Raw genomic sequence first — 15,109 nt, forward strand, 5'->3', positions numbered from 1 at the left:
GGCAGGGTGTTCGGTGCGGCGGCTTTCGTCACAGGCGCTCCATCTTCGGCATCCACACGCGCAGCAGCGAGAACAGGCGCTCCAGGTCGACCGGCTTGGCCAGATAGTCGTTGGCGCCTGCGGCCAGGCATTGCTCGCGGTCGTCCTTCATGGCCTTGGCGGTGATGGCGATCACCGGCATCTTCTCGAAGCGCGGGTCGGCGCGCAGGCGCCGCGTGGCCTCGAGGCCGTCCATCTCCGGCATCATCACGTCCATCAGCACGAGGTCGATCTCGCTCACCCGGTCGAGCTTCTCGAGCGCTTCGCGGCCGTTGCGGCCGATCTCGACCGTCGCGCCGCGCTGCTCCAGCGCGCTCGTCAGCGCGAAGATGTTGCGCACGTCGTCGTCCACCAGCAGGATGGTCCGGCCCTCGAAGATGCGGTCGCGCCCGCGCACCGTCTTCAGCATGCCCTGGCGTTCGCTCGAAAGCTCGGACTCCACCTTGTGCAGGAACAGCGTCACCTCGTCGAGCAGCCGCTCGGGCGAGCGCGCGCCCTTGATGATGATCGAGCGCGAGTAGCGCTGCAGCTCGGCCTCCTCGTCGCGCGTGAGGTTGCGCCCGGTGTAGACGATGACGGGCGGGAACGACACGATCTCTTCGGCCGCCATCCTCTTGAGCAGGTCGCTGCCCTGCATGTCGGGCAGCCGCAGGTCGGTGATCATGCAGTCGAACACGCGGCTGCGCAGCAGCGCCAGCGCCTCTTTGCCGGAGCCGACCGCGACGATCTCGATGTCGTCGTCGCCGATCAGCCGGATCACGCTTTCGCGCTGCATCGCGTCGTCTTCCACCAGCAGCACGACCTTGACCTTCTGCGTCAGCTTCTCCTCGAGCCGGCCGAACACCTTCGTCAGCTCGTCGCGCGTGGCCGGCTTCAGCGCATAGCCGATGGCGCCCATGTGCAGCGCGGCGGCCTGCCCGTTGTCGGCGGCCGAGACCACGTGGATGGGGATGTGGCGCGTGTGCGGCGAATCCTTCAGGCGCTGCAGCACGTCGAGCCCGGTGCTGTCGGGCAGTCGCATGTCGAGCAGGATCGCGTCGGGCACGAACTGCGTGGCCAGCTCGAAGCCGTCGGCCGCGCCGTGCGCCACCAGGCATCGGTAGCCCAGCTCGTGCGCCAGGTCGTAGAGGATGTGCGCGAACTGCGGCTCGTCCTCGATCACCAGCACGCGGCGCACCTGGTCGCGCGGCAGCGAGCGGTCGTCGGCGAACTGCGGCGCGGGAACCACGGCCTTGGGCGCCGGCGCCTGCGGCACGGGGGCGGCGACTGGGCTTCGATGGCCCGGGGCGTAAGTCGGCATGCTCCGGGGCGCCGCAGGCTGCTGCCCCGAAACCTGCGGCGCCTTGGCCGGCAATTGAAGCGTGAAGGTGCTGCCCTGGCCCGGCTGGCTCTGCACCGTCAGCGTGCCGCCCAGCAGCTGCGTGAGGTCGCGCGAAATCGACAGGCCCAGCCCGGTGCCGCCATAGCGGCGGCTGGTGGTGCCGTCGGCCTGGCGGAAGGCCTCGAAGATCAGCTCGTGCTGCTGCGGATCGATGCCGATGCCCGAATCCGAGACGGCAAAGGCTGCACCGCCGTCCGCCGTGCCGGAAACCACCACGGTCACCTCGCCCCGGTCGGTGAACTTGAGCGCGTTCGACAGCAGGTTCTTGAGGATCTGCTCGACCCGCTGGCGGTCGGTCACCAGGGAGGCCGGCGCGTCGGGCCGGAGCTCGAGCCGGAAGCCCAGGCTCTTTTGCATCGCGAGCGGACCGAAGGTGCTTTCGAGGCTGCGGGCGAGCTTGTCGAGCGCCACGTCCTCGGGCACCAGCTCGAGCTTGCCCGCCTCGACCTTGGCGATGTCGAGGATGTCGTTGATCAGCACCAGCAGGTCGTTGCCCGACGCGTAGATCGACTCGGCGAACTTCACCTGCTCGAGAGACAGGTTGCCCTGCGGGTTGTCGCCCAGCAGTTTGGCCAGGATCAGCGCGCTGTTGAGCGGCGTGCGCAGCTCGTGCGACATGTTGGCCAGGAACTCCGACTTGTAGCGGCTGGCGCGCTGCAGCTCGTCGGCGCGGTCTTCCAGGTCGCGCTGTACGCGGCGCAGCGCGGCGTTGCGCTGGTCGAGCGCCTCGGTGCGCTCGGAGAGCTGGCTGTTGGTCTGCTCCAGCTCGGCCTGCTGGTTTTCCAGCATGGCCTGCGAAGCCCGCAGCGCGCGCGACTGTTCCTCCAGCTCTTCGTTGGCGGTGCGCAGCTCTTCCTGCTGCACCTGCAGTTCCTCGTTGAGCTGCTGCGTCTCGGTCAGCACCTCCTGGAGCTGCTCGCGGTAGCGTGCTGCCGCGAGGGAGGTGCCGATGTCGTCCGCCACCATCTCGAGCAGTTCGCTCGCGCGTTCGTCGGGCGCACCGGGCAGCCCGAGTTCGATCACGCCGTTCACCATGCCGCCGTTCATCACCGGCATCAGCAGCACGGCCTTGGGCGCCATCTCGCCCAGGCCGGAATTGACCTTCAGGTAGTCGGCGTCGATCGGGTCGATCAGCATGCGGCGCCGCTCGGCGGCGGCTTGCCCCACCAGGCTCCCGGTGGGCGAGAAGACCTGCGCCGAGGCCTCCGCCCGGTCCGAGAAACCGTAGCTCGCCGCCCGGCGCAGCGGGCCGGCGCGCTCGCGCACGTACATCGCACCGACCGCGCTGCCCAGGTGGCGCGAGAAGAAGGCAAGGATCTTGCGGCCCATGTCCGGCGCGCTCAGCTCGCCGACCAGTTCGCCCACCAACTCGGTTTGCGCGCCCCGCAGCCAGGCTTCTTCCGAGAGCCGCTCGGTATGCTCCGCCTGCGCCTTGAGCACGACGTCGTAGCTGTCCGACAGCCGTATCAGCTGGCGGCGGCCGAAGTAGGCGATCAGCCCGGTCATCGTCAGCGTGAACAGCAGGAACAGGCCCACCACCAACCAGCTGGTGCGATTGGCATCGTTGTTGCGCTGGAAGCGCAGGGCCTGCTGGGTCTCCAGGAATCCGGTGAATTCGGCGCGCATGTCGTCGCCCAGCCGCTTGCCGCGGCCGAGGCGCAGCTTGGCCTGCACGTCGGCATTGGCGCGGCGTGCGGCAATCAGGTCGCTCGCGAATTCGTTCCAGGCCTCCTGCAGCCCCGCAATGCGGTCGACCCGTTCCATCTGCTGGGGGTTGTCCGAAACCATGCGCCGCAGCGCGTCGGTGTCGGCTTTCAGACGAGGCACGGCGCTCTGATAGGGCTCCAGAAAGCTTTCCTCGCCGGTGATCAGGAAGCCGCGCATGCCGGTTTCCATGTCGATGCTGCGCCGCTGCAGCTCGCCGGCCGCGCGGGTGACGCGGTCGGTGTGCTCCACCCAGCCGAGCGTCGCCAGCAGGAACGCGATGAGCCCGGCGAACACCACGGCGCCGAACAGTCCCCCCAGCAGCGGGAGCTTGAGGTTGCGGCTCAGCAGACGGTCGAAATCGTCGGGATCGATGGCGGTGGGAGTTTTCATCGGCGCGCTTGTAAGCAAAACCTCTTGAGTTTTGCCGAAATTCAAGGATTGTCCTGTCGGAGCAGACCCCGAAACCAGAACCCGACCGGCGGCGGCCACGGGGCATCGCTCGCTATACTGTAATTTCATACAGTGATCGCGAGATGGCTCCGATTTCCTCTCATCCCTCAGATTCAGCGGCCGTTGCGCACGTCGTTTCCGTCAAGGCGCTCTGCGCCTTCGGCGCGAAGGCGGGCGATCTCGACCTGCGCTTCGTGCCCGCGCCCAGCGCGCTCGAAGGCATGGCCGGCCATGCGCTGGTGCAGGGCCGGCGGGGGAGCAACTATCAGAGCGAGGTGGCGCTGGCCGCCACCGGCGGCACGCTGCGGGTTCGCGGCCGCGCCGACGGCTACGAAGCCGCCGAACCCCGCGTGGAAGAAATCAAGACCTTCCGCGGCGACTTCGATGCCATCCGCGGCAACCACCGCGCCTTGCATTGGGCCCAGGCCCGCACCTACGGCTGGATGCTGTGCGAACTGCACGGCCACGAGGCCATGACGGTGGCGCTCGTCTACCTCGACCTGGCCACGGGCGAGGAAACCGTGCTCGAAGAACGGCACACCCGAGAAGCGCTGCGCGAACACTTCGAGCTGCTGTGCGACCGGTACGGCGCCTGGGCCGATCGCGAAGCCGCGCACCGCGCAGTGCTCGGCGAGACGCTGGCGACGCTCGAGTTCCCGCACCGGGCTTTCCGAACCGGCCAGCGCGAACTGGCGGAGGCGGTCTACCGCGCAGCCGCCGGCGGACGCTGCCTCATGGCGCAGGCGCCCACCGGCATCGGCAAGACGCTGGCCACCATCTTCCCGCTGCTCAAGGCCCGCGCGGCGCAGAAGCTCGACAAGGTTTTCTTTCTCACCGCCAAGACCTCTGGCCGCCCGGTGGCGCTCGATGCGCTGCGGGTGCTCGGCAAGGGCTGCGCGCAGGGCGGGGCGCAGCCGCGCGTGCTCGAACTCGCAGCCCGAGAAAAGGTGTGCGAGTACCCCGACCGCGCCTGCAACGGCGATTCGTGCCCGCTCGCCAAGGGCTTCTACGACCGCCTGCCTGCTGCCCGCGCCGAGGCCGCGCAAGCCGGCTGGCTCGACCGGCAGGCGCTGCGGCAGGTTGCGCTGGCGCACGAGGTGTGCCCCTATTTCCTGGCGCAGGAAATGGCGCACTGGAGCGACGTGATCGTGGGCGACTACAACTACTACTTCGACGGCAGCGCCTTCCTCTTCGCCACCATGAAGGACGCCGACTGGCGCGTTGCCGTGCTGGTGGACGAAGCGCACAACCTGCTGGAGCGGGCGCGCGGCATGTACACCGCGCAGCTCGACGGCGCGGCGCTCGAAGAGGCGCACCGCGCCGCGCCCGCCGCGGTGCGCGGCCCGCTGGGCCGGCTGTTCCGCGAGTGGGACACCGTCCAGCAGTCGCAGGACGCCAGCTACGAGACCGCCGACGAGATTCCCGAGCGCTTCATCCGCGCCCTGCAGGCGGCCAACATGGCAATGGCCGAATACTTCGCGGCCAAGCCCGAGGCCGCGCAGGGGCCGCTGCAGCGTTTCTTTTTCGATGCGCTGCACTTCGCCCGGCTCGCCGAGGTCTTCGACGACCACTCCGTGTTCGAGCGCACCCTGGGTGCGGCGCAGCAGGAGCGAACCCTCGCCATCCGCAACCTCGTGCCCGCGCCGTTCCTCGAAGGCCGGTTCGCGGACGCGGTGTCGGTCACCTGCTTCTCGGGCACGCTGTCGCCGTTCGAGTTCTACCGCGATGCGCTCGGCCTGCCGGCGGACACCGCGCTGCTCGATGTGGCCTCGCCGTTCAGCAGCCGGCAGTTGCGGGTCGAGGTGGCGATGGACGTGTCGACCCGCTTCCGCGACCGCGCCGGGTCGCTGCGCAACGTGGCGGACATCATCGGCGCCCAGTTCGAGCGCATGCCCGGCAACTACCTGGCCTTCTTCAGCAGCTTCGAGTACCTGGAGAACGCCCGCGCGGCCTTCTCGGCGCAGCATCCCGGCGTGCCCGTGTGGGCGCAGACGCGCGGCATGCGCGAGGCCGACCGCCACGGTTTCATCGCGCGCTTCGAAGAGGGTGGCCGCGGCATCGGCTTTGCCGTGCTCGGCGGTGCGTTCGGCGAAGGCATCGACCTGCCGGGCAGCCGGCTGGTCGGCGCCTTCGTCGCCAGCCTGGGCCTGCCGCAGTACAACGCGCTCAACGAGATCACGCGCGAGCGCATGCAGTCGCGTTTCGGCAAGGGCTACGAGTACACCTACCTCTACCCGGGCCTGCAGAAGGTGGTGCAGGCGGCCGGCCGCGTCATCCGTACCGAGGAAGACCGCGGGGTGCTGCATCTGCTCGACGACCGCTTCGCGCGGGCCGAGATCCGGGAACTGCTGCCGCGCTGGTGGCATGTGCAGGCAGGGCGGGGCGGCAATGCGTTCCGCTAGACGCCTCGAACATGCCGGGCAGGACGACCTCTTCGGCGAAGCGCCCGTGGCCGCCATCGAAGGCCTGCGCTATGAGCGCGGCTTCCTGGCCGCCGCCGAAGAGACCGAGCTGCTGCGCATCGTCCAGGCCCTGCCGCTCAAGGAGATGCGGTACAAGGAATACACCGCGCGCCGCCGTGGCATCGGCTTCGGCGGCAGCTACGACTTCGACACGAACCGGCTCAGGCCCGGCGTGCCGTTGCCCGAGGTGCTGCATCCGCTGCGTGCTCGCGCAGCCGCCTGGCTCGGCGTTGCGCCCGAAGCGCTCGCGCATGTGCTGATCGCCGAGTACAAGCCCGGCACGCCGCTCGGCTGGCACCGCGACGTGCCGGATTTCGAGGAGATCGTGGGCGTCTCTCTGCTGGGCGATGCGGTGATGCAGTTCAGGCCCTACCGCGCCGATGGCGCCTACGCCTCGCAGGCGCCCGCCCTGCAGGTGCTGGTCGAGCCGCGTTCGATCTACCTGTTGCGCGGGCCTGCACGATGGGGATGGCAGCATGGCATCGCACCCACCGAAGCCCTGCGCTACTCGATCACGCTGCGCACGCGGCGCGACAGGGGCGAGTTGCACGGCGTGGTGCGCAGCTGATTCGGGGTGCGTGCACAGGCCACCGGGTGCTCCCCTCCGCGAATGTCCCCCGCTTCGCTCCTCCTTTATTTCGCTGCGGGGAGCACCCGGTGCCCTGTGCACGATGGGCGCAGCGCTTATGCGAGCTGATCAACAAGTGCTCTGAGCGATCACGCCGATGGGGTGCCTTGCGCAGCGAAATAAAGGAGGAGGCCTGCGGCCCTAGGCCGCGCCGGGGGACATTCGCGGAGCAAGGTACCCCGTCGGCGTGAGCGCGCCCTGAACAACTCAGCCCGCCTTGGCCGCAGCCGACACGCCCCACAGCCGCGGCTTGCCTTCCCACACCGAGAACCCGTTGAGGCGCTTGCGCACGCCCCAGGCATCGATGCCGTTGAACAGCATGATCATCGGCACCTGCTGGATCATCTGCGCATGGATCTGGTCGAACAGCGCCTGGCGCTTCTTCGGATCGGCTTCGGCGAAACTCTCGTCGATCAGCTTCAGCGCCTGCGGGTCTTCCCAGATCTTGCGCGGCTGCTTGTCCTTCGGCCCCGAGAACTGCTCGAAGCTCAATGCCGGGTCCAGGCGCGAGGAGTAGGTGAACGAGCTCATCTGGTAGTTGCCGCTGTTGTAGCGGTCGAGCTGCGTGGCCCATTCGAGCACCTCGATCTGCGCGTTGATGCCCACCGCCTGCATCATGGCCTGCGCCAGCACCGCCACCGTGTAGCTCGGCACGTGGGCGCGCTTGTTGGTCTGGATGGTGATCTTCTCGTTCTTGTAGCCGGCCTCGCGCAGCAGCTTCGCGGCCAGCGCGGGGTCGTAGTGGAAGCCCTTCTTCTGCGCGGCGCCGTAGAAAGCCGACGTCTTGTGGATGGCCGCGTTGTTGACCGTGCCCAGCCCCTCCGAAGCGGCCGCCACGATCTGTTCCATGTCGAGCGAGGCCGCGATGGCCTGGCGCAGTTTCACGTTTTTCAGCAGCGGGTCGCGCGTCTGGATCAGCAGCACGTTCTTGGTGGCTTCGGTGGGGGCCTGCACCCCCAGGTTGCGGTCGGCCTTGAGCTCCTGCGCATCGCTCGAGGTGATCTGTGCGGYATCGATGGCGCCCGACTTCAGGCCCGCCGCGGCCGTGGCCGCATCGGGCACGACCAGGAAGCGCACCGTGTCGACCAACGGGGCCTTCAGGCCCACGTAGCCGTCGGCCTTGGTGGCTCCCGGGGGCGAGGTATAGCCCTTGAAGGCGGTCACCGTGACGTACTCGCCGCGCTTCCATTCGCCGAACCTGAACGGGCCGGTGCCCACGGGCTTGTCCCAGCTGCCGTCGGCCTTCACAGAGCTCTTGTGCAGGATGGCCGTCATGCCGCAGTCGGAGCGCGCCAGCGTGTCGAGGAACACCGCCGAGGGCCGGTTGATCTTCATCACGAAGGTGGCGTCGTCGGGCGTCGAGGTCTCGACCACCTTGAGGCCGCTGCGGCCGTCGTACTCGCTCATGCAGCGCCAGTCGGTCTTCGGGTCCATGTAGCGCTGCCAGCTCCAGGCGACATCGGCCGAGGTGAGCGGCGCGTCGTTGTGGAACTTCACGCCCTTGCGCAGCTTGAAGGTGTAGGTCAGGCCGTCCTTCGAGGTCTCGACCGACTGCGCGAGCAGCGGGCCGACACTGCCGTCCTGGCGGTAGCCCACCAGCCCCTCGACCATGTTGAGCACGATGCCGTCGGTGGTGTTGTCGCGGTTCACGCCGGGGTTGGTGGAGCGGATGTCGGCCGGTTGCGCGACCGTCACGGTGGTCTGGGCGAGCGCGGTGGCGCAGGCGAGGCAGGCACCGGCGATGGCTGCGGGTCGGAAAAGAGAGCGGGGCATGAAGAACTCCTGCGGGCAGATACAACAAAAATGGGCGGTCAGGCGAGGGCGGCTTCGGCGCCGAAGCGCCAGCGCAGCCGCACGCCGCCGGCATCGGTCGGCTCCAGCGCCGGGATGGCCGAGAGCAGTTTGCGCGTGTAGTCCTGCTGCGGTGCGTCGAACACCGTGTCGCGCGAACCCTGTTCCACGATGCGGCCGTCCTGCATCACGATCACGCGGTCGGCCACCTGCTCGACCACGCCGAGGTCGTGGCTGATGAAGAGGCACGAGAAGCCATGGCGCTTCTGCAGTTCGGCGAACAGCGCCAGCACCTGGGCGCGCACCGTCACGTCGAGCGCGGAGACCGGTTCGTCGGCGATCACGAAGGCCGGGCGGCGCACGATGGCGCGGGCAATGGCCACGCGCTGCCGCTGCCCGCCCGACAGTTCGTGCGCATGGCGCGGCGCAAAGGCGGTGCCGAGGCCGACCTCGTCGAGCACCTCGGCCACGCGGCGCGCCTTGTCGGCCGACGACATGCCCTTGACCAGCCGCAGGCCCTCGCCGACCAGCTGGCCGACGGTCATGCGCGGGTCGAGCGAGGCGTACGGGTCCTGGAACACCATCTGGCATTGCAGCCGGTAGTCGAGCCAGCCGGCGTCCGAGCGCGCGATCGGGCGGCCGCGAAAAAGAATCTCGCCGCCGCTCGGTTTCAGCAGGCCGGCGATGGTGCGGCCCAGCGTGGTCTTGCCCGAGCCCGAGCCGCCAACCACCGCGACCACTTCGCGCGGCCGCACCACGAGGTCGATGCCGTGCAGCGCGCGCTTGGGCACCGACTTGGCGAACAGCCGGCGGTGGCCGGGGTAGTCGACGACCAGGTTGCGCACCTCTACGACGGGCGCATCGTCCACCACCTGCCGCGCGGGCAGCCGGCGCGGCATGGCCTGCAGCAGCTCGCGGGTGTAGTCGTGCTTCGGCTGTTCGAGCAGGTCGTCGGTGTTGCCGATCTCCTTTACTTCGCCGTGTCGCATCACGACCATGCGCTGCGTGAAGCGCGCGACCATCGGCAGGTCGTGGCTGATCATCAGCACGGCGGTTCGATGCTCGCGCGTGAGGCCCACCATCAGCTCCAGCACGTCGCGCTGCACCACGGCGTCGAGCGCGGTGGTGGGTTCGTCGGCGATCAGCAGCGCGGGCTCCAGCAGCATCACCGAGGCCAGCATCATCCGCTGGCGCATGCCGCCCGAGAACTCGTGCGGCCAGGCCGCGAGCGCGCCCCGAGGATCGCGGATGCCGACGCGCGCCAGCATGTCGAGGATGCGCGTTTCGCGCGCGGCCGGCGACAGGTCGCGGCGGTGCAGTGCGAGCGCCTCGCCGAGCTGCCTGCCGATCGTCATCGACGGATTCAACGAAGTCATCGGCTCCTGGAACACCATGCCGACGCGCGCCCCGCGCAGTTCGCGCAGCCGTGCCGGCCTGGCGAGTGCCAGGTCTTCGCCTTCGAAAAGAATGCGTCCTGCCGTGCGCACCAGCGGCGGTGGCGTCAGGCCCATCAGGGCGCGTGCGGCCTGCGTCTTGCCGCTGCCGGATTCGCCGACGATGCCGACCATCTCGCCCGGCGCGATGTCGAACGACACGTTGCGCACGATCTCGCGGCCGCCCATGCCGACGGCGATCGTCAGGCCTTCCACGCTGACCAGGGGCGTGTTCGTCGTGGGGGTCATTGCACGCCCTTCATGCGCGGATCGAGCCAGTCGCGCACCGCGTCGCCCAGCAGGTTGATGCCCAGCAGCGTCAGCGCGATGCACAGGCCCGGGAGGATGGAAAGGTAGCTGGCCTGCGCCATGAACGGGCGGGCCGATGCGAGCATGTTGCCCCAGGTGGGCGCCGGCGGCGGCACGCCCAGGCCCAGGAACGAGAGCGCGCTCTCGGCCAGGATCACCCAGCCGAACATCGAGGTGGCCAGCACCGTGAGCGGCGCGGTGCAGTTGGGCAGCACGTGGCGCACCATCGTGTAGAGCTCGGAGTTGCCGAGCACGCGCGACGATTCGATGAACTCCTTTTCGCGCAGCGAGAGCACCGTGCCGCGCACGATGCGCGTCACCGAGGGCGTGTAAGCCAGCCCGAGCGCGAGGATGATGCCGTACTGGTTGGCGCCCACCACCGCGAGCAGGCCCAGCGCCAGCAGCAGGCCCGGAAAGGCCAGCAGCGCGTTGTTGAAGGCCATCACGATGCGGTCGGTCCAGCCGCGCAGAAAGCCCGTCAGCACGCCGACGATGCTGCCGACCACGATGGAGAAGGTCACGGTCAGCACGGCAATCCACACGCTGGTGGCGGCACCGGCCATGAGGCGCGACAGCTCGTCGCGGCCGAACTCGTCGGTGCCCAGCAGGTAGCGGCCGCCGGGCAGCTTGAGCCGCGAGCCGAAATTGATGCGCAGCGGATCGTGCGGCGTCCACACGAGGCTGACGAGCGCCGCTGCCACGATCAGGYCGACGATGACGATGCCGATCAAGGCGTTGAGGGGAATTCGCTTCTTGCGTTTCATCGTGCTCATTCGACGGCGACTCGAGGGTCGAAGAGGGGGTAGCAAAGGTCGATGACGAGGTTCACCACCACGTACACCACCGCCACGAACAGCAGGCAGCCCTGGATCACCGGGTAGTCGCGCGCAAAGATCGCGTCCACCAGCAACCGGCCCAACCCGGGGATGGTGAACACCGTCTCGACCACCGCGATGCCGCCGAGCAGGTTGCCCAGCACCAGGCCGATCAGCGTCCAGGTCGGGCCGAAGGCGTTCTTGAAGGCATGGCGCATCAGCACCGCGCGCTCCGACAAACCCTTGGCGCGTGCATGCGTGATGTAGTCGAGCCGCAGCACCTCGAGCGTGCTCGCGCGCGCCATGCGCATGAGCACGCCGATCTCGTGCAGGAACAGCGTGAGCACCGGCAGCACCAGGTAGAGCAGGCCGCTCTTCCAGTCTTCGGCGATGCCCACGTAGCCCACCACCGGCAGCCAGCCCAGCTTCAGGCCGAACAGCAACAGCAACAGCAGGCCGAGCCAGAAGGTGGGAATCGACACCAGCAGCGTGGCCGAGCCGACCAGCAGCAGGTCGGGCGCGCGGTTCTGCTTCCACGCGGCGATCATGCCGGCGGGCACCGCCACCATCGCGGCCAGCGCCACGGCCACCAGCACGATGCGGCCGCTGATCAGGAAGCGGTCGGCCACGAGCGAGAGCACGTCCTGCCCGCTGTTGATCGAGGTGCCCAGGTCGCCCTGCAGCACATGGCCGAACCAGATGCCGAACTGCGCCGGCAGCGAGCGGTCGAGGCCGAGCCGGGCCCGCAGGTCCGCCAGGCTGGCGGGCGTGGCCAGGTCGCCCAGCAGCAGCTGGGCGGGGTCGCCGGGAATCAGCCGTATCAGGACGAACACCGACACCGCCACGATGAGCAGTGTGGGAATCGCCATCGCGATGCGGGCCGCTGCGAAACGGAACATGGGCCTTCTTCCTTGTGTGGGTGGACGTCAGGCCGGCGATGGCGCGGCGCGCAGCGCGTGCAGGGCCTTCGCGAAGAAGTCCTGCACATGTCCCACGCAGGCCAGCCCGTTGTGCGGCACGTTGTCGAGCAGGTCGAACGCCACCTTCACGCCCGCCGCCTCGAAGGAGCGGCGCAGGGTTTCGAGGCGCTCGGGCCGCGTGGGGCCGGCGTCGTTGGCGCCGGGCATGAAGAACTTGCCGCCCTCGCGGTGCGTGATCTCCCAGGTCTCGATGTCGGCCTTGCCGGCGATCATGTGCATTGGCACGCGGCGCAGGGCTTCGAGGTTCATCGGTTTGCCGAAACGGGTTTCGAAATCCTTCGTGCCGACCCACCAGCCCTGCTGCGGGTCGATCAGCGTGACCGAGCCCGGCGCGCCGATGGATGCGGCCCACAGGTGCTCGGGGTGCAGCATGGCAAAGCGATTGACGAACTGCCCGCCGCCCGAATAGCCGAAGAGCGCGAAGCGGCTGAAGTCGCAGCCGAACTTCTCGCCCACCTCGGCCACCATGTCGAGCAGGATCCGGTCGTAGCGGATGTCGGCTTCGATCAGGTGCTTGAAGCCGTCGCGGTTGCCGTCGCCGCGCACGCCGACCGGGAACAGGGGGCACAGCACGATGCAGTCGTTCCACTTCGCGAAGCCGCTGAAGGCCTCGCGGTAGTTGACGAAGGCGCGGCCGGTGCCATGCATCACCACCACCAGTTGCATCGGCCGGGTGCCGGGCTGGCCGATGTGATGCGGCACGTAGGTGCAGTATGAGAAGCGCGGGTCGCTGCGCGAGGCGTAGATGGTGCTGGGGCCCAGGTCGTAGATGGCGCGGGCGCGTTGCTCCGCCTGTGACGTGGGTGCTTCGGTGGTTTCGGTCATGGAGAAGGGTCTGCAAATGAAAGGGAAGGGCCGCCGGAACTACAGCGTGTATTCCTGGAAGTTGCGAGCTTCGTAAGGTTTGCGCGCCACCCACATCACGCGGTTGGCCGCATCCATGAGCGTGGTGGCCACGGTGGCCGAGATGCTGCTGAAGTCCGCGGGCTTGGGGGTGCGCAGCACGCCGTCGGGCTTGCCGAATTCGTCGGCCAGCGCGGCCTTCACATGCGCCCACCCGATGGGGCCGTCGATGCGGCCGAGCGCGTTTTCCACGCGGTGCTGGCGGTAGATGCTGTCGGGGCGCTGCGGCAGGCCGGGGTCGCGCAGCTTGATCACGGCAGAGGGAGACATCCAGTGATTCGCATGCACCAGCAGGTCGTTCTCAGGCAGGGTCCAGAAGATCTCGCCGGGCGAGGTCTCGAGGCTGATGCCCGAGCCGTCGCTGCCGGTGGCCTGCGCCAGGATCATGTTGTTGGCGCAATAGCGCTTCGAGGCCCAGATGGTCTTCATCGCCTGGGCCAGGTTGGCGGACTCCAGCACGCGGCGGCGCAGCAGCACCAGCGGCACGCCCGCGCCCTTGCGGAAGTCCTCGTCGCAGGTCAGCGAATTGCCGGTGAGCGAGACGCCGTTGGCGTTGAAGCCGTGGCGTGCGAGGGCGCCGGCTTCGGTGAAGGTGAGCATGTCGGGGCCGCTCTCGCTGCGGATGCGCAGCACGATGCCGGTGTCGACGCATTCCTGGCGCCAGTCCCAGTTGTGGGCGTGCATGAGTCGGCCGGTGGCCGAGCGCGCGGGCAGCACGACGAGGCCGGTGCAATCGCCGTCTTCGCTTGGTGCGGGGTCGGAGGGCGGGGCGGCGGTCTGCTTCATGTCGGCATAGCCGAACAGCATCTCGGTGCGGCAATTGATCATCACGATGTCTTCGAGCGATACCCCGGCGCCTTCGGCGATGCCGCGCATCTCCTCGAGGTAGCTGCCGTCGTAGGCCTCGATGACCGGCAGCATCGACTGCGCAAGCTGGCGGATCGTGGCCTCGTCGAGCCCGCGCCGGCCCAGCTGGGCGCGGTAGAGCGCGACGCCCCCCGCCACGCGCTCGGGCACGGCGCGGCCATGCTGCACGCCGCGCGCATGCGGCGTACCGGAAACATCGACGAGAGGAAAGTATTCAGGAGTGGTCATGGGCCGCCGAGAGGTGTCATCTGCCTGCCGCAGGAACGCGGTAGAGCGCTGTCTATGGCCCGCATTGTTTTGCAAGAACAGGAAAAAATAAATTTAAAAATCATTTAGAGTTGATAAAGAATTTATTTACCTTTTTCTGCATGAGCACCATCCGCTTTCTTCGCACCTTCGTGGCCGCGGCCCGTGGCGGCTCTTTCGCGGCTGCGGCCGACCAGGTGGCCCTGACCCAGGCGGCCGTGGGCCAGCAGATGCGCGCGCTCGAGGCGGAGATGAAGAAGACGCTGTTCGACAAGACCGGCCGCACCATGGTGCTGAGCCCGGCCGGCCACCTGCTGCTGCCGCGCGCCGAAGAACTGCTGGCGCAGTACGAGTCGATGCGGCGCGACCTGCAGGACCAGCGGCAGATCGCCGGCACCATCAAGCTCGGCTCGCTCATCTCGGCCATGGGCCTGTTGTCGAGCACGCTGGCGGCGCTCAAGTCGCTGCATCCGAACCTCGAGGTCGAGCTGCGCGTGCGCGAGCAATCGCAGCTGATGCAGGACGTGGTGAGCGGCGAGCTCGACGCGGCCGTGGTCGTCGAGCGCCAATGGCCCGAGGTGCCGGGCCTGCTGTGGACGCCGTGCTACGACGAGGCGCTCACCGTCATCGCCAACTCGGGCATCGCTTCGCCCGACACCAACATCGCGAGCCTGTTCGCCACCCATCCCTTCATCCGCTTCGACCGGCGCACGCCGACCGGTGCACGGATCGACCGCGTCCTGCGGCGGCTGCAGCTCGTTCCGAAGGAGTTCCTGGAACTCAACTCGCTGCTCGCCATCGCCGAGCTGGTGCGCAAGAACGTGGGCTTCACCATGGCGCCGCTCTTGAAGAATTTCGACTGGGAAAGCGATCCCGCGCTGTGCGTGCTGCAATTGCCGGGCCGCCCCATCGCGCGCCGGCTGGGCATGCTGGAGAACGGGAGGCGCAGCCACATCACTGGCGTGGTCCGCGAGGAAATGCTGGCGCACCTTCGGCGGATGAAGCCGGGCGGCTGAAACCTTTCGATCGCGCCGCGACAGACAGCACCGACGCGCAAGGCGTGCATCTTCTTACCCACGGCGCGGCGCATGCGCCCAG

General features: G+C 68.4%; 10 protein-coding genes. 3 read left to right on the forward strand and 7 right to left on the reverse strand.

Going from position 1 to position 15,109, the window contains the following annotated elements:
* Positions 1 to 28 precede the first annotated feature (28 nt).
* Positions 29 to 3,517 (reverse strand): response regulator, encoded by a 3,489-nt coding sequence (locus tag AC1DXX_RS03505; protein ID WP_478132770.1) that lies wholly within the window; start codon positions 3,515 to 3,517, stop codon positions 29 to 31.
* Positions 3,518 to 3,660: 143 nt separating this feature from the next.
* On the opposite strand from AC1DXX_RS03505, the gene AC1DXX_RS03510 reads away from it, so the two are divergent.
* Positions 3,661 to 5,979, forward strand: a complete 2,319-nt coding sequence (locus tag AC1DXX_RS03510) for an ATP-dependent DNA helicase (RefSeq protein WP_478132771.1) — start codon at positions 3,661 to 3,663, stop codon at positions 5,977 to 5,979.
* On the forward strand, positions 5,966 to 6,607 hold the full coding sequence (locus AC1DXX_RS03515; protein ID WP_478132772.1) for an alpha-ketoglutarate-dependent dioxygenase AlkB: 642 nt from the start codon (positions 5,966 to 5,968) through the stop codon (positions 6,605 to 6,607). Before AC1DXX_RS03510 ends, AC1DXX_RS03515 begins: the two co-directional genes overlap by 14 nt.
* Before the next feature lie 267 nt (positions 6,608 to 6,874).
* Here AC1DXX_RS03515 and AC1DXX_RS03520 read toward each other — a convergent pair whose 3' ends face one another.
* From AC1DXX_RS03520 to AC1DXX_RS03545, 6 genes are read right to left on the reverse strand one after another with little or no spacing between them, the layout of a single operon-like run.
* Complete coding sequence (locus AC1DXX_RS03520; protein ID WP_478132773.1) at positions 6,875 to 8,440, reverse strand: ABC transporter substrate-binding protein; 1,566 nt, start codon at positions 8,438 to 8,440, stop codon at positions 6,875 to 6,877.
* Positions 8,441 to 8,478: 38 nt separating this feature from the next.
* Positions 8,479 to 10,140: an ABC transporter ATP-binding protein gene (locus AC1DXX_RS03525; protein WP_478132774.1), complete on the reverse strand. Its 1,662-nt coding sequence runs from the start codon at positions 10,138 to 10,140 to the stop codon at positions 8,479 to 8,481.
* Entirely contained in the window at positions 10,137 to 10,964 is an 828-nt protein-coding gene (locus tag AC1DXX_RS03530; protein WP_478132775.1) for an ABC transporter permease, read from the reverse strand. Before AC1DXX_RS03530 ends, AC1DXX_RS03525 begins: the two co-directional genes overlap by 4 nt.
* A gap of 5 nt (positions 10,965 to 10,969) precedes the next feature.
* Entirely contained in the window at positions 10,970 to 11,914 is a 945-nt protein-coding gene (locus AC1DXX_RS03535) for an ABC transporter permease (protein WP_478132776.1), read from the reverse strand.
* A 27-nt stretch (positions 11,915 to 11,941) separates the two neighbouring features.
* Positions 11,942 to 12,820 carry an alpha/beta hydrolase family protein gene (locus AC1DXX_RS03540; protein WP_478132777.1) on the reverse strand — a complete coding sequence of 293 codons (879 nt, stop codon included), beginning with the start codon at positions 12,818 to 12,820 and terminating at the stop codon, positions 11,942 to 11,944.
* Between the two features lie 39 nt (positions 12,821 to 12,859).
* On the reverse strand, positions 12,860 to 13,993 hold the full coding sequence (locus AC1DXX_RS03545) for a C45 family autoproteolytic acyltransferase/hydolase (RefSeq protein WP_478132778.1): 1,134 nt from the start codon (positions 13,991 to 13,993) through the stop codon (positions 12,860 to 12,862).
* A 140-nt stretch (positions 13,994 to 14,133) separates the two neighbouring features.
* On the opposite strand from AC1DXX_RS03545, the gene AC1DXX_RS03550 reads away from it, so the two are divergent.
* Positions 14,134 to 15,027 carry a LysR substrate-binding domain-containing protein gene (locus tag AC1DXX_RS03550; protein ID WP_478132779.1) on the forward strand — a complete coding sequence of 298 codons (894 nt, stop codon included), beginning with the start codon at positions 14,134 to 14,136 and terminating at the stop codon, positions 15,025 to 15,027.
* The last annotated feature ends 82 nt before the right edge of the window (positions 15,028 to 15,109 follow it).

This window comes from Variovorax sp. P4_B10 (assembly GCF_056402375.1).

Bases quoted from the DNA above. Each gene is read 5' to 3' on its own strand.
- AC1DXX_RS03510 (WP_478132771.1), top strand. From the start codon at position 3,661: ATGGCTCCGATTTCCTCTCATCCCTCAGATTCAGCGGCCGTTGCGCAC.
- AC1DXX_RS03515 (WP_478132772.1), top strand. From the start codon at position 5,966: ATGCGTTCCGCTAGACGCCTCGAACATGCCGGGCAGGACGACCTCTTC.
- AC1DXX_RS03525 (WP_478132774.1), bottom strand. From the start codon at position 10,140: ATGACCCCCACGACGAACACGCCCCTGGTCAGCGTGGAAGGCCTGACG.
- AC1DXX_RS03550 (WP_478132779.1), top strand. From the start codon at position 14,134: ATGAGCACCATCCGCTTTCTTCGCACCTTCGTGGCCGCGGCCCGTGGC.
- AC1DXX_RS03505 (WP_478132770.1), bottom strand. From the start codon at position 3,517: ATGAAAACTCCCACCGCCATCGATCCCGACGATTTCGACCGTCTGCTG.
- AC1DXX_RS03535 (WP_478132776.1), bottom strand. From the start codon at position 11,914: ATGTTCCGTTTCGCAGCGGCCCGCATCGCGATGGCGATTCCCACACTG.
- AC1DXX_RS03545 (WP_478132778.1), bottom strand. From the start codon at position 13,993: ATGACCACTCCTGAATACTTTCCTCTCGTCGATGTTTCCGGTACGCCG.
- AC1DXX_RS03540 (WP_478132777.1), bottom strand. From the start codon at position 12,820: ATGACCGAAACCACCGAAGCACCCACGTCACAGGCGGAGCAACGCGCC.